At 72.2% G+C, this 22,690-nt stretch carries 22 protein-coding genes and 1 riboswitch; of the genes, 14 read left to right on the top strand and 8 right to left on the bottom strand.

The annotated features are described in order from the left end of the window. The first annotated feature begins 3 nt into the window (after positions 1–3). The gene (locus R8Z57_RS05115) at positions 4–420 is read left to right on the top strand and encodes an RbsD/FucU family protein (protein WP_318352661.1); all 417 of its coding nucleotides are present in this window, start codon (positions 4–6) and stop codon (positions 418–420) included. A gap of 10 nt (positions 421–430) precedes the next feature. On the opposite strand, the gene R8Z57_RS05110 is transcribed toward R8Z57_RS05115, so the two are convergent. Then, positions 431–2,125: a D-alanyl-D-alanine carboxypeptidase gene (locus tag R8Z57_RS05110; RefSeq protein ID WP_318352660.1), complete on the bottom strand. Its 1,695-nt coding sequence runs from the start codon at positions 2,123–2,125 to the stop codon at positions 431–433. Positions 2,126–2,163: 38 nt separating this feature from the next. Next, positions 2,164–2,275, top strand: a riboswitch (TPP riboswitch). Between R8Z57_RS05110 and R8Z57_RS05105 the strand changes: the two genes are divergently transcribed. From R8Z57_RS05105 to R8Z57_RS05095, 3 genes are all read left to right on the top strand, one after another. After that, the gene (locus tag R8Z57_RS05105) at positions 2,266–2,910 is read left to right on the top strand and encodes an ECF transporter S component (RefSeq protein WP_318352659.1); all 645 of its coding nucleotides are present in this window, start codon (positions 2,266–2,268) and stop codon (positions 2,908–2,910) included. It overlaps the preceding riboswitch by 10 nt. Before the next feature lies 1 nt (position 2,911). Beyond that, positions 2,912–4,435, top strand: coding sequence for an ABC transporter ATP-binding protein (locus tag R8Z57_RS05100; RefSeq protein WP_318352658.1), 1,524 nt, complete (start codon positions 2,912–2,914; stop codon positions 4,433–4,435). Then, positions 4,432–5,238 carry an energy-coupling factor transporter transmembrane component T gene (locus R8Z57_RS05095; protein WP_318352657.1) on the top strand — a complete coding sequence of 269 codons (807 nt, stop codon included), beginning with the start codon at positions 4,432–4,434 and terminating at the stop codon, positions 5,236–5,238. The genes R8Z57_RS05100 and R8Z57_RS05095 overlap by 4 nt, the downstream gene beginning before the upstream one ends. A 308-nt stretch (positions 5,239–5,546) precedes the next feature. Here the strand turns inward: R8Z57_RS05095 and R8Z57_RS05090 are convergent, their stop codons facing one another. From R8Z57_RS05090 to R8Z57_RS05080, 3 genes are all read right to left on the bottom strand, one after another. Beyond that, positions 5,547–6,053, bottom strand: a complete 507-nt coding sequence (locus R8Z57_RS05090) for an SRPBCC domain-containing protein (RefSeq protein WP_318352656.1) — start codon at positions 6,051–6,053, stop codon at positions 5,547–5,549. After that, positions 6,050–6,775: an aminoglycoside 3'-phosphotransferase gene (locus R8Z57_RS05085; protein WP_318352655.1), complete on the bottom strand. Its 726-nt coding sequence runs from the start codon at positions 6,773–6,775 to the stop codon at positions 6,050–6,052. Before R8Z57_RS05085 ends, R8Z57_RS05090 begins: the two co-directional genes overlap by 4 nt. Before the next feature lie 148 nt (positions 6,776–6,923). Beyond that, positions 6,924–7,274 carry a DUF488 domain-containing protein gene (locus R8Z57_RS05080; protein ID WP_318352654.1) on the bottom strand — a complete coding sequence of 117 codons (351 nt, stop codon included), beginning with the start codon at positions 7,272–7,274 and terminating at the stop codon, positions 6,924–6,926. Positions 7,275–7,331: 57 nt separating this feature from the next. Between R8Z57_RS05080 and R8Z57_RS05075 the strand changes: the two genes are divergently transcribed. From R8Z57_RS05075 to R8Z57_RS05055, 5 genes are all read left to right on the top strand, one after another. After that, positions 7,332–7,847, top strand: coding sequence for a hypothetical protein (locus R8Z57_RS05075; protein ID WP_318352653.1), 516 nt, complete (start codon positions 7,332–7,334; stop codon positions 7,845–7,847). A 109-nt stretch (positions 7,848–7,956) separates the two neighbouring features. Further along, positions 7,957–8,718, top strand: coding sequence for an SDR family NAD(P)-dependent oxidoreductase (locus R8Z57_RS05070; RefSeq protein WP_318352652.1), 762 nt, complete (start codon positions 7,957–7,959; stop codon positions 8,716–8,718). Between the two features lie 9 nt (positions 8,719–8,727). Further along, on the top strand, positions 8,728–9,501 hold the full coding sequence (locus R8Z57_RS05065; protein WP_318352651.1) for an enoyl-CoA hydratase/isomerase family protein: 774 nt from the start codon (positions 8,728–8,730) through the stop codon (positions 9,499–9,501). 232 nt (positions 9,502–9,733) lie between these two features. After that, positions 9,734–10,585 (top strand): NAD(P)-dependent oxidoreductase, encoded by an 852-nt coding sequence (locus R8Z57_RS05060; RefSeq protein WP_318352650.1) that lies wholly within the window; start codon positions 9,734–9,736, stop codon positions 10,583–10,585. Between the two features lie 862 nt (positions 10,586–11,447). After that, entirely contained in the window at positions 11,448–11,834 is a 387-nt protein-coding gene (locus R8Z57_RS05055) for a VOC family protein (protein ID WP_318352649.1), read from the top strand. 55 nt (positions 11,835–11,889) lie between these two features. On the opposite strand, the gene R8Z57_RS05050 is transcribed toward R8Z57_RS05055, so the two are convergent. From R8Z57_RS05050 to R8Z57_RS05040, 3 genes are read right to left on the bottom strand one after another with little or no spacing between them, the layout of a single operon-like run. Further along, the gene (locus R8Z57_RS05050) at positions 11,890–12,747 is read right to left on the bottom strand and encodes an HAD family hydrolase (protein WP_318352648.1); all 858 of its coding nucleotides are present in this window, start codon (positions 12,745–12,747) and stop codon (positions 11,890–11,892) included. Then, positions 12,747–13,385, bottom strand: coding sequence for a LysE family translocator (locus R8Z57_RS05045; RefSeq protein WP_318352647.1), 639 nt, complete (start codon positions 13,383–13,385; stop codon positions 12,747–12,749). The genes R8Z57_RS05050 and R8Z57_RS05045 overlap by 1 nt, the downstream gene beginning before the upstream one ends. A 9-nt stretch (positions 13,386–13,394) precedes the next feature. Continuing rightward, positions 13,395–13,868, bottom strand: coding sequence for a GNAT family N-acetyltransferase (locus R8Z57_RS05040; protein WP_318352731.1), 474 nt, complete (start codon positions 13,866–13,868; stop codon positions 13,395–13,397). A gap of 333 nt (positions 13,869–14,201) precedes the next feature. Between R8Z57_RS05040 and rlmN the strand changes: the two genes are divergently transcribed. Together rlmN and R8Z57_RS05030 are read left to right on the top strand one after the other, a co-directional pair. Next, complete coding sequence (gene rlmN / locus R8Z57_RS05035; protein ID WP_318352646.1) at positions 14,202–15,443, top strand: 23S rRNA (adenine(2503)-C(2))-methyltransferase RlmN; 1,242 nt, start codon at positions 14,202–14,204, stop codon at positions 15,441–15,443. An 87-nt stretch (positions 15,444–15,530) separates the two neighbouring features. Beyond that, on the top strand, positions 15,531–17,141 hold the full coding sequence (locus R8Z57_RS05030; protein ID WP_318352645.1) for a DUF4407 domain-containing protein: 1,611 nt from the start codon (positions 15,531–15,533) through the stop codon (positions 17,139–17,141). A gap of 70 nt (positions 17,142–17,211) precedes the next feature. Here R8Z57_RS05030 and R8Z57_RS05025 read toward each other — a convergent pair whose 3' ends face one another. After that, entirely contained in the window at positions 17,212–17,688 is a 477-nt protein-coding gene (locus tag R8Z57_RS05025; RefSeq protein WP_318352730.1) for an Rrf2 family transcriptional regulator, read from the bottom strand. An 86-nt stretch (positions 17,689–17,774) separates the two neighbouring features. On the opposite strand from R8Z57_RS05025, the gene R8Z57_RS05020 reads away from it, so the two are divergent. From R8Z57_RS05020 to R8Z57_RS05010, 3 genes are all read left to right on the top strand, one after another. Then, on the top strand, positions 17,775–18,518 hold the full coding sequence (locus R8Z57_RS05020; RefSeq protein ID WP_318352644.1) for an SDR family oxidoreductase: 744 nt from the start codon (positions 17,775–17,777) through the stop codon (positions 18,516–18,518). A gap of 308 nt (positions 18,519–18,826) precedes the next feature. Next, the gene (locus R8Z57_RS05015; RefSeq protein ID WP_318352643.1) at positions 18,827–20,560 is read left to right on the top strand and encodes an ABC transporter ATP-binding protein; all 1,734 of its coding nucleotides are present in this window, start codon (positions 18,827–18,829) and stop codon (positions 20,558–20,560) included. Further along, positions 20,557–22,674 (top strand): ABC transporter ATP-binding protein, encoded by a 2,118-nt coding sequence (locus R8Z57_RS05010; RefSeq protein WP_318352642.1) that lies wholly within the window; start codon positions 20,557–20,559, stop codon positions 22,672–22,674. Before R8Z57_RS05015 ends, R8Z57_RS05010 begins: the two co-directional genes overlap by 4 nt. Positions 22,675–22,690: the final 16 nt, after the last annotated feature.

Genomic DNA, 22,690 nt, shown 5'->3' with positions numbered 1-22,690 from the left:
ACCGTGCTGGAGGGAATCCATCCGCTGCTGACCGGCGAGCTGCTGCTGCACCTCGACCGCATGGGCCACTCGGACGCCGTGGTGATCGCCGACGCGCACTTCCCGGCGTGGGCGATCGGCGCGCGCGTCGTCGACCTGCCGGGCACCACGACGCCCGAGGTCGTCGCCGCCGTGCGGACGGTGCTGCCGCTGGACGACGCGCCCGCGCTCGACCTCATGGCGTCCGCCGACGGCGAGGTGCTCGACGTGCAGCGCGAGCTCCAGGCGGCGGCCCGCACCGATGCGCCGCGCTTCATCGACCGCTTCGAGTACTACGAGGTGGCGAAGGCGGCGTATCTCGTGGTGCGCACCGGTGAGACGCGCAAATACGGCAACGCGCTCCTGCGCAAGGGCGTCGTCGGCCACCCGTCAGCGGAGTGACCGCGGGGCCTCAGTCGTTGAGGCCGAACAGGTCGAGCGGGTGGGTCAGACGCCACCACGGTGACGGGTCGGGGATGTCGTCGGCCAGCCGCAGTTCGACGACCGCATCGTCGAGCGGTCCGTCGACGCTGAGCGAGCCCACGATGTCGCCGGCCGTGCGGCTGTCGCCGAGGTCGTACGAGGTGGTGATCGCGCCGATGCCGCCGTTCCAGAGGATGACCGACGCATCGGCCGCCGTCACGATGTCGACCTCGTCACCCCAGCGCGTCGTGACGGTGCCCGCCACGGTGTCGCCGGTGACGGAGGGCTTCAGCTGCAGCTCCTGCTCGAGCTGGGCGTAGATCGCCCGGGAGGCGGCCAGCCGCGCGTCGTCGTCGGGCTGCCCCAGCACCGACGCGTACAAGCGGACCGGGGTGTCGCCGATCGTGACGTCCTTCGCCGACAGCAGGTTCCACTCGTCGAGGGTGCCGGTCTTCAGGCCGACCACACCCGGGTCGGCGAGCAGCTCGTTGGTGTTCTCGACGAGCCCGGCGCCGGGCAGGTTCACCGACGGCTTGGCGACGATCTCGGCGATCACGGGGTTCGCCAGCGCCTTCTGCGCGAGCGTGACGAGCGCCTCGGGGGTGGCGGTGTTGCGCGGGTCCATCCCGGTCGGCTCGACGATCTCGATACCGGTGACGCCGTGCGACGCGAGCCAGGATTGGGCGGCCGCGGCGAAGACCGCATCCGAGGGCCAGATCGTCTGCGCCAGCCGGTCGGCGTAGTTGTTGGCCGAGCCGATGAGCATGCCCTCGAGCATCTGGTACTGGCTGAGCACGCCGTTCACCGGCACGTCCAGCGCCGATTCGCCGTTGCTGCGGTACTGCCAGTAGCGCGAGCGGTCGGCAGAGGTGAAGCGGTACTCGGGGCCCGGCTGACCGACCTCGAGCGGCATCTTGTCGAGCACGACCAGCGCGGTCACGACCTTGGTGATGCTGGCGATCGAGTCGGCGTCCGCCGTCGAGGCGAGCGTGCCGGCGATGCCGCCGACGCCCTCGGCGGCACTGCCCTCGGCCGGCCACACCGGCGCCGCCGCGGGTGCCGCGATCGGCTGCACCTCGAGGGCGGTCACGGTCGGCGCCACGGCGTGCAGGGGCCACAGCAGCGTCGTGCCCGCGTAGGCGGCGAAGAGCCCGGCGAGCACGAGCGTGGGCACGACGACGCCGGCTCGCAGCGGCGAGCGGCGCGGCGCGTCGGAGAGCAGATCGGCGTCGACTGCGACGTACGGGCTGGCGGCGGCCGTCAGGTCACCCGGTGCGGCGCCGTGGCGGACGGCGCTCTCGTCGACCCACGCGAGCGCCGTGCGGGCGCCCGCTGCGGCCGCGGCCTCGCGGGCCAGGCCGGCGGACGACGTGAGCGCCGCGTCGGCCGAGGCGGTGCCGGCGGCGATCGAGAGCGTGGGGTCGGGGGCGGGATCGAACCGCGGCACGGTCGGCGCGGAGCCGCCCGGGGTGTCGCCGAGCGGCACGGTGCTCACGTCGACCGCGGACACGTCGCCGGGGGCGGTGCTCGTGCCGGGGTGTGCGGCGGCGGGCGCTGCCGCCCCGGTCATCCCGGCCGCGGGGATCGTGAGGACGCCGTTCTCGGCCGCATCCGGCGTCGGGATGGCGCCGGTCTGCGCCCTGCGCGCGCGCCGCGCAGGGGGATCGGCGTCTTCCGGTGTCACCCGCTCAAGATACCTCGCCGCCCCGGCGGTATACTCATCGCCACAACCACGGGAGTCCGGTGAGCCGGGCTGAGAGGAAGCGACCCACGCTTCGACCGTCGAACCTGATCCGGATCATGCCGGCGCAGGGAGGAGTTCACATGCACGCGTCCACGTCCGCGACCACCCCCGCTGCGGCCCCTACGCGAAGCCCGCGCAGCCTGCTCTGGCGCGTCGTCGACATCGTCGTGGCCGCCGTGCTCGGCGTCGCGATCGGCCTCGTCTTCTGGGCCTGGAACACCGTCGGGTACGCCTGGTTCACCGCGATGGACGGCCTGACGCCCGGACTCGGCGGCCTCGCCGTCGGCATCTGGCTGATCGGCGGCGTGATCGGCGGTCTGGTCATCCGCAAGCCCGGCGCCGCTCTTCTCGTCGAGGTGATCGCGGCGATCGTCTCCATGCTCATCGGCAACGTCTGGGGGGTCTCCACGCTGCTCTCGGGCCTCGTGCAGGGCCTCGGCGCCGAGCTGATCTTCGCACTGTTCCTGTACCGCCGCTTCACGCTGCCGGTCGCGATGCTCGCCGGCGTCGGAGCCGCGCTCGGGGCGTGGGTGTTCGAGCTGTTCTACGGCAGCTCGCCCAACATCCTGAAGACGCTCGAGTTCAACATGATCTACCTCGTCTCGCTCGTGGCCTCGGGTGCGCTCCTCGCCGGCGTCGTCGGCTGGCTCGCCGTCCGCGCGCTCGCAGCGACCGGCGCCCTCAACCGCTTCGCGGCCGGACGCGAAGCGCGACGCGAGGTGTGACATGACATCCGCGGCGCTGTCCCGCGCCGGCGCGGCGCCCCGCGGTGCCGCGGGCAAGGCCGCCCGCCCCGCCCGCATCACCGCGACGGGGTGGGGCTGGCGGTACGCGGGCCGGCGGGCACCGGCGGTGCGCGACGTGTCGTTCACGATCGAGCCCGGCGAGCGCGTGCTGCTGCTCGGCGCGTCCGGCGCGGGCAAGTCCACGCTCTTGGCCGGCATGGCGGGGCTCCTCGGCGGCGCCGACGAGGGTGACGAGACCGGGTCGCTGCTCGTCGACGGCGAACGTCCCGAGGCGCATCGCGGGCGCGTCGGGCTCGTGCTGCAGGACCCCGACGCCGGCGTCGTGCTGTCGAAGGTGGGTGACGACGTCGCGTTCGGGTGCGAGAACCTCGGCGTGCCCGCGGCCGACATCCCGGCGCGCGTGGCGGAGGCCCTCGAGGCGGTCGGACTCGACGTGCCGCTGTCGCGCGCGACCAAGGCGCTCTCGGGCGGCCAGAAGCAGCGGCTCGCGCTGGCCGGCGTCCTCGCGATGCGGCCGGGCGTGCTGCTCCTCGACGAGCCGACCGCGAACCTCGACCCGGCCGGCGTCGCCGAGGTGCGCGCGAGCGTGGAGCGCGCGCTCGACGACAGCGGCGCGACGCTCGTCGTGATCGAGCACCGCACCGCCGTCTGGGCCGACCTCATGGATCGCGTCCTCGTCGTCGGTGCGGACGGCGGGCTGCTCGCCGACGGGCCGCCGGCCCAGGTGTTCGCGCGCCACGGCGCGGCGCTCGCCGCCGCCGGCGTGTGGGTGCCCGGCCACCCCGTCGACCTGCCCGTGCTTCCTCCGGCCTCGGCGCAGGCGGACGCGGCGGTGGCGGCATCCGCTCTGTCCATCTCGCGCGACGGGCGCACCGTCGTGCGGGCAGGGCTCGACGTCCGCGTGCCGCGCGGCGCGGCCACCGCGGTGACGGGGCCGAACGGCGCCGGCAAGTCGACCCTCGCGCTCACCCTCGCGGGACTGCTTCCCGAGGCGGCCGGCGAGGTGCGGGCGGCGCCGGAGCTCGCGGCGAAGTCGGGCCGTCGCCCGTCGCGCTGGACATCCCGCGAACTGCTCACCCGCATCGGCACCGTCTTCCAGGAGCCCGAGCACCAGTTCCTCGCGTCGACGGTGCGCGACGAGCTCGCGATCGGCCCCCGTTCGCGCGGCGTCGACGCGACGGCCGTCGGCATGATCGTGGACGAGCTGCTCGAGCGCCTCCACCTCGCGCCGCTGGCCGCCGCGAACCCCTTCACGCTGTCGGGCGGGCAGAAGCGCCGGCTGTCGGTGGCGACGGTGCTGGCCGACGCGCCGCCGGTCATCGTGCTCGACGAGCCGACCTTCGGTCAGGACCGCCGCGGCTGGGTCGAGCTCGTGCAGCTGCTGCAGTCGGAGATCGCCGCGGGAACGACGGTCGTCGCCGTGACACACGACGAGGACGTGCTGCGCCACCTCGGCGGGCACCGCATCGACCTCGGCGCCGTGCCCGGGGGAGCGGCCTCGTGACCGCCCTCGACGCCGGGGCCACGACGGCCGCGACGCCGGACACGCGACCGGCGTGGCTCGACGGCGTGAACCCGGTCACGAAGATCGTGCTCGCGCTGCTGCTGTCGGTGCCGCTCCTCGCCTCGATCGACGTGACCAGCGCACTCGTGGCGATCGCGCTGCAGCTGTCCTGCATCCCGCTCACGGGCCTCGGCGGGATGACAGTGCTGAAGCGGATGCTGCCCCTCCTGGTCTTCGCGCCGGTCGCGGGTGTCAGCATGCTGCTGTACGCCGAGCCCGGCGGCACCGTCTACTGGTCGTTCTGGTACGCCACCATCAGCGACGACTCGATCGTGCTCGCCGTGGCGGTGTGCCTGCGCGTCATCGCCCTCGGTCTGCCGACGATCCTCCTCTTCGGACGCACCGACCCGACCGAGCTGGCCGACGCGCTCGCGCAGGTCGCGAAGCTGCCCTCGCGGTTCGTCCTCGGGGTGCTGGCGGGCACCCGCACGCTCGGGCTCTTCCTCGACGACTGGCGCAGTATGGGCCTCGCGCGCCGCGCGCGCGGCGTGGGCGACACCGGCGCCGTGCGGCGGTTCTTCTCCATGGCGTTCGTGCTGCTGGTGTTCGCGGTGCGCCGCGGCACCAAGCTCGCGATGGCGATGGAGGCGCGCGGCTTCGGCTCGGGGATCCGCCGCACCTGGGCCCGCCCTTCGCGCCTGCACGGGCGCGATGCGCTGGCGTTGCTGGGCGGCGCGGCGATCATGGCCGCCGCGCTGGGTGCGGCGGTCGCCGCCGGCACGTTCCGCTTCGTCTGGTCCTGACGCCCGCGCCGGGTGGGACGCGTTCTGTCTCGCTGCGCTCGCTCAACGACCGGGGCAGCGGCGTGCGTTTGGTCTCGCTGCGCTCGCTCAACGACCGGGGCAGCGGCGTGCGTTTCGTCTCGCTGCGCTCGCTCAACGACCCGGGCCGGGCGACGCGTTTCGTCTCGCTGCGCTCGCTCAACGACCGGGGCAGGGGTGCGTTTCGTTCCGCTGCGCTCGCGGGACCAGCCGGGGCGGGGCCTCCGGTCGTTGAGCGAGGGAGCGCCAGCGACCGAGACGAAACGCCTCGCACCGGCGCAGTCCCTGCGTCAGTCGGCGGCGACGAGGCGCTCGTAGCCGGGCTGCAGGGCGGGGAAGTAGTCGCTCCACACCACGGTGTCGACCGGCACCCCGGCCTGCGCGGCGACGAGCCGGTCGAGGTAGTACTCCCACCCCGGACCGATCGTGCCGACGTCCTCACCGGGGTTCAGCCGCTGCCCGAACGTGAGCACCGTGTCGCCGGGGGACTCCTCCGCCAGCTCGAACCAGAGGTGCCAGGCGCCGCCCGCCTGCGAGGTGTCGCCGGCGAAGCGCCGGGGCGGGTCGCACTCGAGGATCGTGTACTCCTCGGCCGCGGCATCCTCCCCCTCCGCCGTCATGAAGAAAGTGACGTGCCCCGTCGAGGGATCGCCCTCCCAGCGCCCGATCCAGCGCTCGAGGCGCTCCGATGCGGTCAGCTCGCGCCACACCTCTTCGGCCGGGGCGCGGAAGCGCCGCAGGATCACGAGGTTCGGGTGACCGTCGATCTTGCAGACCGTGCCGGTGATGTCGGTCATGTCGCGTTCCAGAGGTCTCGGTAGTACGACAGGCGCTCGCGGTCGGGCTCGACCCCGTACGCCTCGATGAGGGCGTCCTCCCATCCCTCGCCATAGTTCCACGCCGTCGACATCGACGCCACGGCGATGTCGGCCCAGCGGTCGGCGACCCCGAGCGTGCCGAGGTCGACGTGCCCGCTCCAGCGACCGTCGTCGCCGACCAGGGTGTTGGGGCAGCAGGCGTCGCCGTGGCACACGACGAGGCGGTCGATCGGGGGCGGGTCGCGCAGGGCATCGGGAACCCGGATGCCGCGTCCCGCCGCGTTGGCGATCCGCCCGGGCACGCCCCAGTCGAACGGGCACGCGTCGACCGGCAGCGTGTCGTGCAGGGCGCGCAGGCCCTCGCCGACAGCGCGGACGGCGGTGGCGGCATCCGTGATCCATCTCCGGTCGACGGCCGACGAGCCGGGGAGTGCCGCCGTCGCCATCCACTCATGGGTCTCGTCGCCGCCGACCTCGAGCACCACGGGGACGCGCGCGAAGGGCGCGGCCCAGGCGAGACGCGCGGCCTCGCCGGCGAACGTCGACTCGGCGTTGCGCGGGCCGTGCTTGATGTAGCGGCCGTCGTCTGCCGCGAAGGTCACGCCGCCGTAGTCGTTGCGCCACACCGGGGTGAGGGTCGCCCCGCGCGCGAGCGCGCGCACCGGTTCGGGGACCGCGACGTCTGAGACGGGGATCGACACGGGTCCATCCTGCCCGGGGGTCGGACCCACGAGCGCCGAGCTCGGCCGAGACCTTCTGCTCGCCTGTCGCGAATTGCCGGCCGCTGCGGCAGATCGTGACAGGTGAGCAGGGCGAGGCCGGCGCGGAGGGCAGCGTGCGTCGCGGGCCTCAGGCCTGGAGCGCCTCCCGGAGGAGGAGCGCATGGTTGTGGGTCTCGTCGTGCACGGCGTGCAGGAGCGTGACGACGGGGTGGGGCGCCAGCTCGGCTCGCAGCGAAGCCACGGCGCTCCGCGCCGGGCCGTCGAGCTCGGCGCGGTAGGCAGCCTCGAACGCGGGCCACGCCATGCCGCCGTGATGGAACGCCTTCCGCAGGTCGGTGGACGGCGCGACCTCCTTCGCCCACAGGCCGAGGGCGACGCGCTCCTTCGACAGGCCGCGCGGCCACAGGCGGTCCACCAGCACCCGGAACCCGTCGTCCGGCGCCGGGTCGTCGTACACGCGCTTCACCCGGATCTGCATGAGCCCATCCAAGCCGCGCGTCCGCTCGCACACCACCCCGCGTGATGGGATGGAGGCATGCCCACCGTGCGCGCCACCCGCAGGCGAGGTCCGATGACGGCGCTCGAGGGCGACGCCCCCGCCCTCGCGATCGGAGACACCGCCGTCCGGCACGTCCGCCTGACCCCCGACGGACTCACGCGGTGGCTGGGTGATCGCCACGGCGAGATCGTCCGCTGGGACGGCGTCCGGGCCGTCACCCTGGAACCGTCGACGACCCGGTGGCTCCACCCGGCGATGGTCGACTGGGCCGGGCCGATGCTCGAGGGCCTTCTCGGCGGCGGGCTCACCGATCACCCCGAGGCGGCACCGACCTTCCCGGTGCGCATCGCGGGCAACGACGGCGCCGTCGTGGAATGGAACGTCACGCAGCACTACCTGTCGGGCTACCGCCCGCGCGAGGTGCGTGCGACCGCGAGCCTGCTCGAGTACCTCGTGGCGCGGGCCGAGGCGCGCGTGCTGCTCAACCGCCCGGCGGAGCTCCTCGACCGGATCTCTGCGCTCGTGCGGACCCGGCCTCTCATGGCGGAGTGACCCGCCGGCGGCGCGCGGCTAGCCTGGTCGTGCTCCGCGGCGACGTGCTGGTACTCAGTCCCGCGTATGCTGATACGCGGTTTCGCATCCGGACTTCGAAGGAGAATCCATGGAGATCACCGACGCTGCCGCGCTCGTCACCGGCGGTGCGAGCGGACTGGGCCTGGCCACGGCCCGGCGCCTGGCCGCCGCGGGCGCGGCGGTCACGATCGTGGATCTGCCCACCTCCGCCGGCGCCGACGTCGCCGCAGAGCTCGGCGGATCGTTCGCGCCGGCCGACGTCACCGACCCGGAGCAGGTGGCGGCCGCTGCCGCGGTGGCCGCGGCATCCGGTCCGCTGCGTGTCGTGGTGAACTGCGCCGGGATCGCCCCGCCCGCCAAGGTGCTCGACCGCGAGGGCAACCCGTCGCCGCTGGAGGGCTTCGAGCGGATCATCCGCGTCAACCTCATCGGCACCTACAACGTCATCTCGCAGGCCTCAGCCCTCATCGCGAAGACCGAGCCCACCGCCGACGGCGACCGCGGCGTCATCGTCAACACCGCGAGCGTCGCCGCGTTCGACGGGCAGATCGGCCAGCCGGCGTACGCCGCCTCGAAGGGCGGCGTGCACGCGATGACCCTCCCCATCGCGCGCGAGCTCGCGCGCTACGGGATCCGCGTCGTCACGATCGCCCCGGGCATCATGGAGACGCCGATGCTCATGGGCCTGCCGCAGGCGGCCCAGGACTCGCTCGGCGAGCAGGTTCCCTACCCGCAGCGCCTCGGCAAGCCCGACGAGTACGCGCGCCTGGTGATGTCGATCGTCGACAACGGCTACCTCAACGGAGAGACCATCCGCCTCGACGGTGCGATCCGGATGGCACCGAAGTAAGGAGAACGCATGAGCGAATCGATCCTCGTCACCCGCGACGGCGCCCTCGCGCGCGTGACCTTCAACCGCCCCGCGTTCCTCAACGCGATGGGCTTCGAGATGGGGCGCCGCTGGCGCAACGTCGCGCACGAGCTCACCTCCGACGACACGGTCGGGGCGATCGTCCTGGATGCCGCAGGCCCGGCCTTCTGCGCGGGCGGCGACGTGTTCGAGATGGCGACGTCGGGGGCGTCGGGTGCCGACGTCACCGGGGCGGCGCACACGATCCACGACGGCATCCGCACGTTCGCGGAGTCCGACAAGCCCATCGTCGCGGCCGTCCAGGGAGCGGTCGCCGGCGGCGGGCTCGGCCTCATGCTCACCGCCGACTACATCGTGGCCGCCGACCAGGCGAAGTTCGTGAGCAAGTACGCCAACATCGGTCTGACCCCCGACCTCGGCGTCTCGACGCTGCTGCCCGCCGCGGTCGGCCAGCGCCGGGCGCTGCAGCTGCTGCTGCAGGACCTCACGATCGACGCCGCGACGGCCCTCGACTGGGGCCTCGTGACCGAGGTGGTGCCCGCCGCCGATGTGGCCTCCCGCGCCGAGGCGGTCGCCCGGTTCTGGCTCGACAACGCCACCGGTGCGTTCGGGCAGGCGAAGCGGCTGGTCCGCTCGGGCGCGGGCCGCTCGTTCGCCGACAACCTCGACGACGAAGCAGCCTCGATCGGCGCCCGCTTCGACACCGACGAGGCGAAGGCCCGCGTCGCCGCCTTCGCTCAGCGCGGCCGCCGGGTTGAGTAGGCGCGCCAGCGCCGTACCGAAACCATCCGCCAAGTCCCGTTCCTGACCCCCCATCGCGCCCCGCCCGCCCCCATACCCCGACCCTTCCCGACCCGCCCGCCCCACCCGCCCCGGCCCGCCCCGGCCGGGCAGAAGCAATGCATGTCCCACTTTCTGCTGTTCCGGGCCCCGTGAACAGCAGAAATCGGGACACGAACCCGGGAAATCGGGACATCAACAACGGAGGAAGACAGTGACCGAATCGACGGATGCCGCGCCTCTCGCCGGCAAGACGATCCTGATGTCGGGCGGCAGCCGTGGCATCGGACTGGCCATCGCACTGCGCGCTGCGCGCGACGGCGCCAACATCGCGCTGCTCGCGAAGACCGACACCCCGCACCCCAAGCTCGAGGGGACCGTGCACTCGGCGGCGGAGCAGATCCGCGAGGCCGGTGGCAACGCCCTGCCGATCGTCGGCGACGTGCGCAACGACGACGACGTGACCGAGGCTGTGCTCAAGACGCAGGGCGAGTTCGGCGGCATCGACATCGTGGTCAACAACGCCTCGGTCATCGACCTGTCGCGCTCGCTCGACCTCGACGCGAAGAAGTACGACCTGATGCAGGACGTCAACGTGCGCGGCACCTTCATGCTCTCGCGCGCCGCCGTGCCGATGCTGAAGGATGCCGCGAACCCGCACATCCTGTCGCTCTCGCCGCCGCTCAACCTGTCGCCGAAGTGGCTCGGAGCGCACACCGGCTACACGCTCGCGAAGTACGGCATGACGATGGCGACGCTCGGCCTCGCCGCGGAGTTCGCCGACGCCGGCATCGCCGCCAACACGCTGTGGCCGCGCACCACGATCGCCACTGCCGCGGTGCAGTTCGCCCTCGGCGGCGACCGCATGATGAAGGTGAGCCGCACGCCCGAGATCTACGCCGACGCGGCGTACGAGATCCTCACGAAGCCGTCGCGCGAGTACACCGGCCAGACGCTGATCGTGGAGGACGTGCTCGAGGCCGCCGGCGTGACCGACTTCTCCGGCTACGCCGCGGTGCCGGGCACCCCTGACGAGGCGCTCTTCCCCGACATCTTCCTGGACTGAGGCCCAGCGCGGCCCGGGCGTCGGGCCCCTGTTTCGGCGAGACCGGGGGTTTCGGCCGAACCCGAGGCCCTCGCCCCCGGTTTCGGCGAGGATCCCCTGTCTCGGCGGGATGCTGGGCGGCGGGCCCCGGGCTTCACCGAGACCTAGGGTTTCGGCCGAACCCGAGGCCGTCGCCCTCGGTTTCGGCGCGGATCCCCTGTCTCGGCGGGATGCTGGGCGGCGGCCCAGGAGGGCGGCAATCCCCGACGGCGGATCAGGGGTTTCGGCGAGACCTAGGGTTTCGGCTGAACCCGAGGCCGTCGCCCGCGGTGTCGGCGCGGATCCCCTGTCTCGGCGGGATGCTGGGCGGCGGCCCCGGCGGCGGCGGATCCTGAGTTCGGCGCGGATCCCCTGTCTCGGCGGGATGCTGGGCGGCGGCCCCGGCGGGCGGCGATCCCCGGCGGCGGATCGGGGGTTTCGGCGAGACCTAGGGTTTCGGCTGAACTCGAGGCCGTCGCCCTCGGTTTCGGCGCGGATCCCCTGTCTCGGTGGGATGCTGGGCGGCGCCCCCCCCGACGGCGGACCCCCGGCGGGCGGCGACCCCCGGCGGCGGATCGGGGGTTTCGGCGAGACCTGGGGTTTCGGCGGAACTCGAGGCCGTCGCCCTTGGTTTCGGCGCGGATCCCCTGTCTCGGCGGGATGCTGGGCGGCGCCCCCCCCGACGGCGGACCCCCGACGGCGGACCCCCGGCGGGCGGCGAACCCCGGCGGCGGATCGGGGGTTTCGGCGAGACCTAGGGCTTCGGCTGAACCCGGGGCCGTCGCCCTCGGGTTCGGCGCGGATCCCCTGTCTCGCCGCCCGGCACGGACGTAGGGTGGGGCGCATGGCGGTGCGGAGCCTGTTCCCGATCCTCCTGACCCGCGAGCTGCCGGAGCTCGTGCGGTTCTACGAGCGAGCGCTCGGCGGCGCCGTCGTCTACCGGTTCCCCGACGAGCACGGGGCCGACGCGTACGTCTCGCTCGAGATCGACGGCGTCGCGCTCGGCATCGGCCGCGATGACGACGCGACGCCTCCGGGTGCGGGGGAGCGCATCGCGCTGTGGTTCTACGTCGACGACGTCGACCGCGCGTACGCGGCGTGGGTGGCGGCCGGCGGGCATCCGATCCAGCCGCCCGCCGACATGCCCTGGGGCGAGCGCGTCGCGCAGGTGCGCGACCCCGCCGGCAACCTCGTGAACCTCGGCGCCGAGGTCTCCGGCGCCGAGCGCTGACGACACGCGCCCGGCTGCTGCGCCGGGACGCGGCATCCGTCGCCCCGCGGTCGGTTCAGATGAGGCCGAGCCGGCGGAACGCGTGCGCGATGCCGTCGTCGAGGACGTCGGTCGTGACGAAGTCGGCGAGCGCCTTCAGCTCGGGGCGCGCGTTGCCCATCGCCACCGAGACGCCGCAGACCTCGAACATCTCGATGTCGTTCCAGCTGTCGCCGACCGCGATGGCGTCGGCGGCGTCGATGCCCAGGTGCGCAAGCAGCAGCTCGATGGCCGAGCCCTTGGTCGTGTCGCGCTCGTTGATCTCGCCGTTCGAGCCGCCGGGCAGCGGCATGCTGCCCGGCACGATGAGGAACTCGTCGCCGAGGTCGGCGCGGAGCTCCTCGAGCCCGCCCTCGTGGTCGCTCACGAACACCGCCTTGTCGACGCGCGTGAGGTCGGCGTCGTCGGCGCGGGGGAACGTGCGCTGCGCGAGCCCGACCAGCGAGTCCTCGGGGCGCACCTCCTCGCCCGCCGCCTCGCGCGCCTCGAGCGCCGCGGCGTAGTCGCGCATGAGCTCGGCCATGTCGTCGCTCGCGTAGACGCCGTCACGGGTCTGGAGGAAGTAGCGGATGCCGCGACCCCGCAGGGCGGCCAGCATCCGGTCCGTCGCCTCCGGCGAGAGCGGGCGATCGACGACCACCTCGCCGTCCGACGTCACGAGTGCTCCGGAATTCGTCACGGCACCGTCGAAACCGATCTCGGCGACGGCCGGATGGATGTCGGAGGCCGAGCGGCCGGTGCTGAGATACACGAGGTGTCCTGCGGCCCGCACCGCGCGGATCGCGTCGCCGGTGGACGGTGCGACGTGCGCGCCGTGCTCGAGGATCGTGCCGTCGACATCGAGGAAGATGATGCGTCGCCGCGGAGGTGTCATCAGTGCTTGTTCCCGGTGAAGAGGAGGATGCCGCCGAGTCCGATCATGAGCCCGCCGCCGGTCGCCGAGAGCGTGGCGATGCGCCTCGGCGAGCGGCCGAACCAGGTGCGGGCGCTCGCGGCGATGAGCGCCCAGATCGCGTCGGAGATGAGGGCGATCACGAAGAACACGAGTCCCAGCACGACCATCTGCAGCGGCACCATGCCCGCGTTCAGGTCGACGAACTGGGGGAGCACCGCGACGAAGAACGCGATCGTCTTGGGGTTGGTGATGCCGACGACGAACCCCTCGCCGAGCTGGCGCCACGCCGACCGGGGAGCCGCGCCGCCGTTCGCCTCGGCTGCGGCGCGGTGGCGATGGCGGATCGCCTGCACGCCGAGGTACATGAGGTAGACGGCGCCGGCGACCTTGACGATCGTGAAGAGCACGATCGACTGCGCGACGATGCCGCCGACCCCCAGGGCGACGAGCCCGATGACCGGCAGCAGGCCGAGGGCGTTGCCGAGCACGCTCAGCAGCCCGCCGATGCGGCCCAGAGCCAGCGCCCGCCCGATCGTGAAGAGCACGCTCGGGCCCGGGATCACGATCAGCACGACGGCGGCGAGCGTGAAGGCGAGAAGGTTCTCGACGGGGACCACCCCGCGAGCCTACTCCGGGGCCCCGACGGCGAGCCGCTTGCGCAGGAACACCTGCGCGGTGCCGTCGTCGCCGGGCACGCGCTGCGTCTCGCGATAGCCGAGGCGTTCGTACAGGCGGAGGTTCGCCTCGCTGAGCGATCCCGTGAACAGCTCGGCCTCGGTCGCGCCGGCGTCGGCGCCGCGCCGCTCCACCGCCTCGAGGAGCGCACTGCCGATGCCTTCGCCTGCGCGGTCGGGCGCGATCGCGATGCGGCCGACGAGCAGCAGGTCGCCGTCCACCCGCGCGCGCAGCGCGCCGATCATGCGGGCGTCGTCGAGCGCGACGACACCGAGGTTCTGCTGGAGCTCCGACTCGACCTCCTCGAGCGTCTGCGTGAGCGGGGGCATCTCGGGGCTGCCGTAGATCAGCGCCTCCTGCACGAACGCGGCCCGCTGCAGCGTCATCACCTCGCCCGCGTCCCGGGGCTCGATCGGCCGGATCATCACGTCGGTCTCGTCGCTCACGCGGCCACGCTAGTCCGCACACCCGGTCGCCCCCACGGGCTTGACTCCCGGGCCGGGGCCTCACCCTCGGCTCGGGGTTGGCGCGCGCCGAGACGAGGGAATGTGCCGGGACGAGGGGGGTTGCGTCGTTCGGGCCCCTCGTTTCGGCATCCGCCCTCGTTTCGGCACGCCGGACCGCGGACCACGGACCACGGCGCACGGCCCGCGGACCACGGGCGACGGCCCACGACCTAAGCCGGCGGGCGACGGACCACGACCCACGGCGGCGGGGGCATCGGCATCCGTCCAGCGTCCCCGCGTACCCTGGAACGCATGACCGAGTCGCCCGTGCGCGCCACGAAACCCCGCCAGGTGCGTCCGGCGACCGAGGGATGGACGCAGAAGAAGGATGCCGAGGGCCGGCCCCTCCTCCAGTTCGCCAGTCCGAAGCGCGGCAAACCGCCCGTGCACCTGGCCGATCTCACCCCCGAGCAGCGGGTGGAGAAGGTCAAGGAGCTCGGGCTTCCCGGCTTCCGTGCGAAGCAGCTGGAGAAGCACTACTTCCAGCACTTCACCCACAACGCGGCCGACATGACCGACCTGCCCGCCGACGGGCGGGAGGAGTTCGTGCACGGCATGCTCCCGCCCCTCCTCACCGAGGTGCGCCGGCTCGAGACCGACCGCGGCGACACCATCAAGTTCCTCTGGAAGCTGCACGACGGCGCCCTCGTCGAGTCGGTGCTCATGCGCTACCCCGGTCGCATCACGCTGTGCGTCTCGTCGCAGGCCGGCTGCGGCATGAACTGCCCGTTCTGCGCGACCGGCCAGGCGGGCCTCACCCGCAACATGTCTGCTGCCGAGATCGTCGAGCAGGTCGTGCGGGCCAACCGCCTCATCGCCGAGGGCGGCCTGGGCGGTAAGAAGAAGGGCGACCACTCGGCCGAGCGCGTGTCGAACATCGTGTTCATGGGCATGGGCGAGCCGCTCGCGAACTATGCGCGCGTCATGCAGGCCGTCCGCGTCATGACCGACAAGCAGCACGGCCTCGGCATGAGCGCGCGCGGCATCACGGTCTCGACGGTGGGCCTCGTGCCCGCGATCACGAAGCTCGCGAACGAAGACGTGCCCGTCACGTTCGCGCTCTCGCTGCACGCTCCCGACGACAAGCTGCGCGACGAGCTCATTCCCGTGAACTCCCGCTGGAAGGTCGACGAGGCCCTCGATGCGGCTCGGGCGTACTTCGACAAGACCGGCCGCCGCGTCTCGATCGAGTATGCGCTCATCAAAGACATGAACGACCACGGCTGGCGCGCCGACCTGCTCGCCGAGAAGCTCAACGCCCGCGGCCGCGGCTGGGTGCACGTGAACCCGATCCCGCTGAACCCGACGCCCGGCTCGATCTGGACCGCGTCCGAGGTCGCCGTGCAGAACGAGTTCGTGCGCCGCCTCAACGACGCCGGCATCCCGACGACCCTCCGCGACACCCGCGGCAAGGAGATCGACGGCGCGTGCGGCCAGCTCGTCGCGACCGAGGAGGACGAGGCGGTCGCCGCCGTCACCCCGCTCGAGGACTGAGATGACGGATGCCGCGGCCCGCGGCATCCGTTTCTCACACGCCTCTCATGCACCTGCCGCACAGGTTGACCTGTCTAGGGTTTCGGGGTGTCTTCCTACTCTGCGCACCGGCCGGGCCGGTTCGGCTCCGACGGCCGGATCGAGTTCGAGACCGACGGCGAACAGACCGAGGATCTGTACCTCGACGACGTGCGCGCCCAGCAGGCCGCGGGCGAGCCGAGCGACGTGCGCGCGGATGACGAGGGGCCCGAGGACCCGTTCCCGGTGACCCGCGACCTGCTCGAGGACGCCCTCGCGATGAATCCGACCCAGCCCGTCGCGGTCGCCGAGCCCGTAGCCACGGCCGAGCAGGCGACGATCGGCGAGTGGGGCGCGGTCGACGAGCCCGCGGCGACCGCGCCGGTGACAGACGAGCCGGTGGCGGAAGAGCCGGCGGTGGCCGAGGCATCCGTCCCTCCCGTCCGGGCGAAGCGCGCGAAGCGGCGCCGCGCGCGGGGCTCGGGCTGGCGCAGGCTCGCGATCCTGGGCGGCGCCGACGGCTCGGTGCTCGACGAGGTGCCGACCGAGACGCCCCGCTTCGTGCAGATGTTCTTCGTGATCGCCGGCACCGCCCTGATCTCGGCCATCTCGATGTACTTCGCGCTCACCACGGGCGTGCGCATCGTGATGTGGGGGGCGCTGCCCCTGGCGGTCGTGTGGGCGCTCATCATCTTCAACCTCGACCGCTTCCTCACCTCGACGATGCGGTCGACCCACAGCGTCGGCCGCCTCATCGGGCTGGCGATCCCGCGTGTGATCATGGCGGCGGTGATCGGCATCGTCGTGGCCGAGCCCCTCGTGCTGCAGATCTTCCACAACGACATCGCGCGCGAGGTCAACGCGACGAACATCTCCCAGGCGCAGTCCGATCAGGACGCCGTGACGAGCGGACCCGAGAAGCAGGCGCTGGATGCCGCGAGTGAGCGTGTTGCGGCACTCGAGAGCCAGGCGGCGAGCGGCGTCGTGGCGGGTGCCGACACCACGTCGGCCTCGGCCGCGTCGGCGCAGCAGACCGTCGACGACCTCACCGCGAAGCTCGCGGCGCAGCAGGCCGTGATCGACCAGGCCCGTGCGATCTACCAGTGCGAGCTCACCGGCCAGGGTGCCGGCGAGGTGCCCGGCTGCAGCGGCGTGGCGGGCGAGGGCGCGAGCTCGGGCGCCGCGCAGGACCAGCTCGCCGCCGCGCAGGCGGCGTACGACGACCTCAACTCGCAGCTGACCGCCGCCCAGGCCGACCTCGCGGCGGCCCAGGCCGCGGGCACCGCGGAGGCGAGCGCCTCGGAGGCGCAGAACAAGCAGCAGGCCGAGGACGAGCTGCCTGGGGCCCGCGAGCAGTACCAGGCCGCGCTCGCGGCCTACGACGCCCGGGCGGCCGAGATCGCGAGCGGCAACGCCGGGGCGGTGGGCCTGCTGAGCCAGATCAGCGGACTGGAACGGCTCTCGGAGCGCGAGCCGACGCTCGCCTGGGCGCACTGGCTGATTGCCGGACTGTTCTTCATGATCGAGCTGCTGCCGGTGCTCGTGAAGGTGCTGACGAGCTACGGCGATCCGTCGCTGTACGAGAAGGCCGACGCGCTGCGGCGGCAGGTGGCGCTCGACCGCGTGACCGCGCGCAGCTGGCGCGAGCGCGCCGGCATCGCCCAGGGCACTGAGGCCTGATCCCGGACGTACGTGGGGCGCGGGCGTCGCGGCAGCGCGCCGGGTCGCGGCATCCGTCGTCCGTCGGAAGCTAGTCCGACGGCGCGATGAGCCAGGCGCGGATCGCGGGGAGCACCTCGGGGCTCGACTCGCGGTCGACGGTGGCGGCGAGGTCCGCGACGGTGACGCCGCGCAGCGACTCGCGCCACGCCTGCTCGGCCGCGAGCATCGTGCGGTGGATCGCGCACGCGCGCAGGCACTCCTCGGGTGAGGCGGCGAGCGGGCCCCGCTGCCGGATCTCGGTGCAGACGAACTGCGGCTCGGGTCCCTCGATGGCGATCACGATGTCGAGCACCGAGATCAGGTCGGCAGCCCGGGTGAGCACGTAGCCGCCGGACTTGCCCTGCACCGAGCGCACGAGCCCGGCCCGCGCGAGCGCCTGCATCTGCTTGGCGAGGTACGACATCGAGACGTCGTGCAGGCGCGCCAGGGTCGCGGCGGGAACCGGCCGCCCCACCTCGGTGAGCGCCACGCAGCAATGCACGGCCCACTCGACTCCGCCCGACATCCTCACGTCCGGAATGCTACTTGACTCGGATAGCGGTTGTCCGAGTAGATTAAACTCGGACAACATTCATCCGAGTTTGGAGCGACATGAAGATCGTGGTGCTGGGCGGAACGGGCAACATCGGCGCGCAGGTGGTGGCCCTGCTGCGCGAACGCGGGCACGAGGTGGTCGCCGCCTCGCCGTCGACCGGCGTCGACGGCGTCACGGGGGTCGGGCTCGACGAGGCCTTCGCGGGGGCCGACGCGGTCGTCGACACTACCAATCCGCGCGACTTCTCCGAAGAGGCGGCCGTCGCCTTCTTCGCCACCGCGACCACGCATGTGCTCGATGCCGAGAAGAAGGCGGGGGTCGGGCATCATGTGGCGCTGTCGGTCGTCGGCGTCGACCGTGACCCCGGTGCCCGCGGCTACCTCGCGGGCAAGGTCGCGCAGGAGAGGCTGATCGCCGGCGGCGGGGTGCCCGCGACCATCGTCCGCGCGACGCAGTTCTTCGAGTTCCTGCGCGACATCGCCGACGGCAGCACGGTCGACGGCGAGGTGCGCGTGGCGCCGACGCTGCTGCAGCCGGTCGCGGCGGCGGCCGTCGCGCGCGTGGTCGCCGAAGTCGCGGTGGCACCCGCGGCGGGGAGCGTCGAGGTGGCCGGACCCGAGCGCGCGCCGCTCGGCGAGTTCCTCCGGCGGGTGCTCGACGCCGACGGCGACGCCCTCCCGGTGCGCGTCGATGCGACGGCGGGCTACTTCGGGCGCGCAGTCGATGAGACGAGCCTCGTGCCGGTGGGCGAGGCGCGCATCGACCCGCTGACGCTCGAGGAGTGGCTCGCGGCCCGCTGACGGCGGACGCATGGCGCACGGCGCGCTGACGGGAGGGGAGCGGATGCCGCGGGCCGCGGCATCCGCTCATCCACGAGGCGGGCCGTCACAGGTATGAAGGCGGCGCGGCTGAGCCATGGGGACTCGTCGCACGCGATATATCGTGTTAGAGTGCCAGGCGGATGCCCGGGAATCGCATCCGCTCGGCCGTTCGCCCTCCGTGAACGGGTCTGCCGCATGTCGGCGGCCCGTGCGAGGGTAGGGCGGCATCATGATGAACCGCCTCGAGCGGCGGCTCGTCGTGGCCTCGTCATGTCTGGGAGAAATCCGTGCTCGCCAAACTCCTCGTCCGCTATCTCAAACCCTCCGGGTGGCTCCTGCTCGGCGTCCTGCTGTTCCAGTCCGCCTCCGCCCTCGCCTCGCTGTATCTGCCCAGCCTCAATGCCGACATCATCGACAACGGGGTCTCGAAGGGCGACACCGAGTACATCTGGCGCACCGGCATCGTCATGCTGACGGTGTCGCTCGGTCAGATCGTCGCCTCGATCATCGCGACCTACTTCGCCGCGCGCGCCGCGATGCGGCTCGGCCGCGACATCCGCGACGACATCTTCGAGCGCGTCTCGGGCTTCTCCGAGCGCGAGGTGACCGGCTTCGGCGCCGGCTCGCTGATCACCCGCAACACCAACGACGTGCAGCAGGTGCAGATGCTCGCGATGATGGCCGCGACCTTCCTCGTGACGGCGCCGCTCCTGGCCATCGGCGGGATCGTGCTCGCGATCGAGCAGGCTGCGAGCCTCGCGTGGATCATCGCGATCGCCGTGCCGGTGCTCCTGCTCGTCGCGGGCATCGTGATCGCCCGCATGGTGCCGCTCTTCCGCAGCTACCAGGGGAAGCTCGACGGGGTCAACCGCATCATGCGCGAGCAGCTCACCGGCATCCGCGTCATCCGCGCGTTCGTGCGCGAGCCCATCGAAGAGGAGCGCTTCCGCGAGGCCAACACCGAGATCATGGTGGTCGGTCGCAAGGTCGGCTCGCTGTTCGTCGTGCTGTTCCCCGCCGTCATGCTGATCCTCAACGTCACCGTCATCGGCGTGATCTGGTTCGGCGGCATGCAGGTCGACAGCGGAGAGATCCAGATCGGCACGCTGTTCGCCTTCATGCAGTACGCCATGATCATCCTCTCGGGCGTGATGATGGCGAGCTTCATGACGCTGATGATCCCGCGCGCCGCGGTCTCGGCCGAGCGCATCGGCGAGGTGCTCGACACCCACTCGTCGCTCGAGCGGCCGTCCGATGCGGTCGACCGGTTCCCCGCACCGGGCACCGTCGAGTTCCGCGACGTCACGTTCACCTACCCGGGCGCCGAGCACCCGATCCTCTCCGACATCACGTTCCGTGCCGCCCCGGGCGAGACCGTCGCGATCGTGGGGTCCACCGGCGCGGGCAAGACCACCCTGGTCTCGCTCATCCCGCGGCTGTTCGACGTCACCGACGGCGTGGTCGAGGTGGGCGGCGTCGACGTGCGCCGGGCAGACCTCGAAGCGCTGTGGCGGACGATCGGCCTGGTACCGCAGCGGCCGTTCCTCTTCTCCGGGACCATCGCGTCGAACCTGCGCTTCGGCCGCGAGGACGCCACCGACGCCGACCTCTGGCGCGCCCTCGAGATCGCCCAGGCGAGCGACTTCGTGAGCCAGATGGACGCCGGGCTCGACTCGCCCATCGCACAGGGCGGCACCAATGTCTCGGGCGGGCAGCGGCAGCGTCTGGCCATCGCGCGCGCCATCGTCCATCAGCCGCGGGTGCTCGTGTTCGACGACTCGTTCTCGGCGCTCGACCTCACCACCGACGCGCGGCTGCGCCAGGCGCTCTGGCGCGAGCTGCCCGATGTGACGAAGATCGTCGTCGCCCAGCGCGTGTCGACGATCACCGACGCCGACCGCATCATCGTGCTCGACGACGGCGGCATCGTGGGCATCGGCACGCACGAGCAGCTGCTCGAGTCGAGCCAGACCTACCGCGAGATCGTCGAATCCCAGCTCGGAGCGGAGGTCGCCCGATGAGCGACGACACGAACACCGCGAAGACCTCCCGCCGCCGCGTGCGCCAGGCGGTCGCGGAGCTGAGCGCCGAGGAGAAGGCCGAGATCGAGCTCGGCGAACAGGCGCGCATCGCCGCCGACGATTGGAGCGGTGCCGTCGCGCCGGGCAAGGCCGCGCACTTCTGGCCCTCGTTCCGCCGCCTCATCGGCCTGCTGCGTCCGAACGCCTGGGCGTTCGTCTTCGTCTCGATCCTGGGCTCGATCGGCGTCGTGCTCGCGGTGCTCTCGCCGAAGGTGCTCGGCGAGGCGACCAACATCCTGTTCGAGGGCGTCGTGTCGTCGATGGCCCCCGCCGGGGCCACCAAGGAGCAGGTCGTCGCGGGCCTCGAGGCCCAGGGACAGCAGGACCTCGCCAACATGGTCTCGGCCATGGAGCACTTCGTGCCCGGGGCGGGAGTCGACTTCATGGCGCTCAGCCGCGTGCTGCTCGTCGTGCTCGCGCTGTACTTCGCGTCATCGCTGCTGATGTGGGTGCAGGGCTACGTCATCAACGTGATCATGGTGCGCGTCATGTGGCGCCTGCGCGAAGAGGTCGAGGCGAAGATCAATCGCCTGCCGCTGCGCTACTTCGACCGCGTGCAGCGCGGCGAGCTGATCTCGCGCGTGACGAACGACATCGACAACATCACGCAGATGATGCAGCAGTCGCTGTCGCAGGCGCTCACGAGCGTGCTCACCGTGATCGGCGTCCTCATCATGATGCTGACGATCTCGTGGCAGCTGACGCTCGTGGTGCTCGTGAGCTTCCCGCTCATGGGCGTCCTGTTCGGTGTGATCGGACCCCGCTCGCAGAAGGCGTTCGGCATCCAGTGGCGCAAGGTCGGCCGCCTGAACGCGCGCGTCGAGGAGTCGTTCTCGGGCCACGCGCTCGTCAAGGTCTTCGGTCGCGAGCAGGCGTCGCGCGAGGCGTTCCGCGAGGAGAACGAAGAGCTGTACCAGGCCTCGTTCAAGGCGCAGTTCCTGTCGAACATCATGATGCCGGCGATGATGTTCATCGGGAACCTGACGTATGTCGGCATCGCCGTCTTCGGTGCGCTCATGGTCGCGAGCGGCCAGCTGCGCCTCGGCGACGTGCAGGCGTTCATCCAGTACTCGCAGCAGTTCACGCAGCCGCTGGCAGAGCTCGGCGGCATGGCGGCGGTCGTGCAGTCCGGCACGGCCTCGGCCGAGCGCGTGTTCGAGCTGCTCGACGAGCCCGAGCAGGAGCCCGACGCGGCGGACGCCCCCGCACCGGTGGAGGGCGACGGCACGATCGAGTTCGAGGACGTCGCCTTCTCCTACTCGCCCGACCGGCCGCTGATCCACGACCTGTCGTTCCGGGTCGAGCCGGGCCAGACGGTCGCCATCGTGGGGCCGACCGGCGCCGGCAAGACGACGCTCGTCAACCTGCTGATGCGCTTCTACGAGCTCGACGGGGGCCGCATCCTCCTCAACGGGCAGAACATCGCCGAGCTCACGCGCCGCGACATCCGCGCCGAGACCGGCATGGTGCTGCAGGACCCGTGGCTGTTCGCCGGCACGATCCGCGAGAACATCCGCTACGGCCGTGCCGACGCCACCGACGACGAGATCCTCGCGGCCGCCCGGGCGACCTACGTCGACCGGTTCGTGCACTCGCTGCCCGAGGGCTACGACACGCTCCTCGACGAGGATGCGTCGAACATCTCGGCCGGCGAGAAGCAGCTCATCACGATCGCCCGCGCGTTCGTGGCCCAGCCCTCGGTGCTGATCCTCGACGAGGCGACCAGCTCCGTCGACACCCGCACCGAGCTGCTGCTGCAGCAGGCGATGGCGGCCCTTCGCGAGGGGCGCACGTCGTTCGTCATCGCCCACCGGCTGTCGACGATCCGCGATGCCGACCTCATCCTCGTGATGGAGAACGGCGGCATCGTCGAGAAGGGCACGCACGACGAGCTGATCGCGAGCAAGGGCGCGTACTTCCGCCTCTACAACTCGCAGTTCGAGCAGGCGGCGGCCGATCTCGACGAGGAGGCCCGCGCGCTGGCCGAGGCGCAGCGCGCCGAGCCGCTCGAGCAGGGCGACGTGATCGAGGACGAGACCGCACCCGTCACGTGACACACCGCGGATGACG

Origin of the sequence: Microbacterium sp. M3, from assembly GCF_033548675.1 — a bacterium.
GTDB classification, from domain to species: Bacteria; Actinomycetota; Actinomycetes; order Actinomycetales; family Microbacteriaceae; genus Microbacterium; species Microbacterium arthrosphaerae.
The sequence above is the reverse complement of the archived record's forward strand: the minus strand, read 5'-3'. Positions and strand labels throughout refer to the sequence as shown.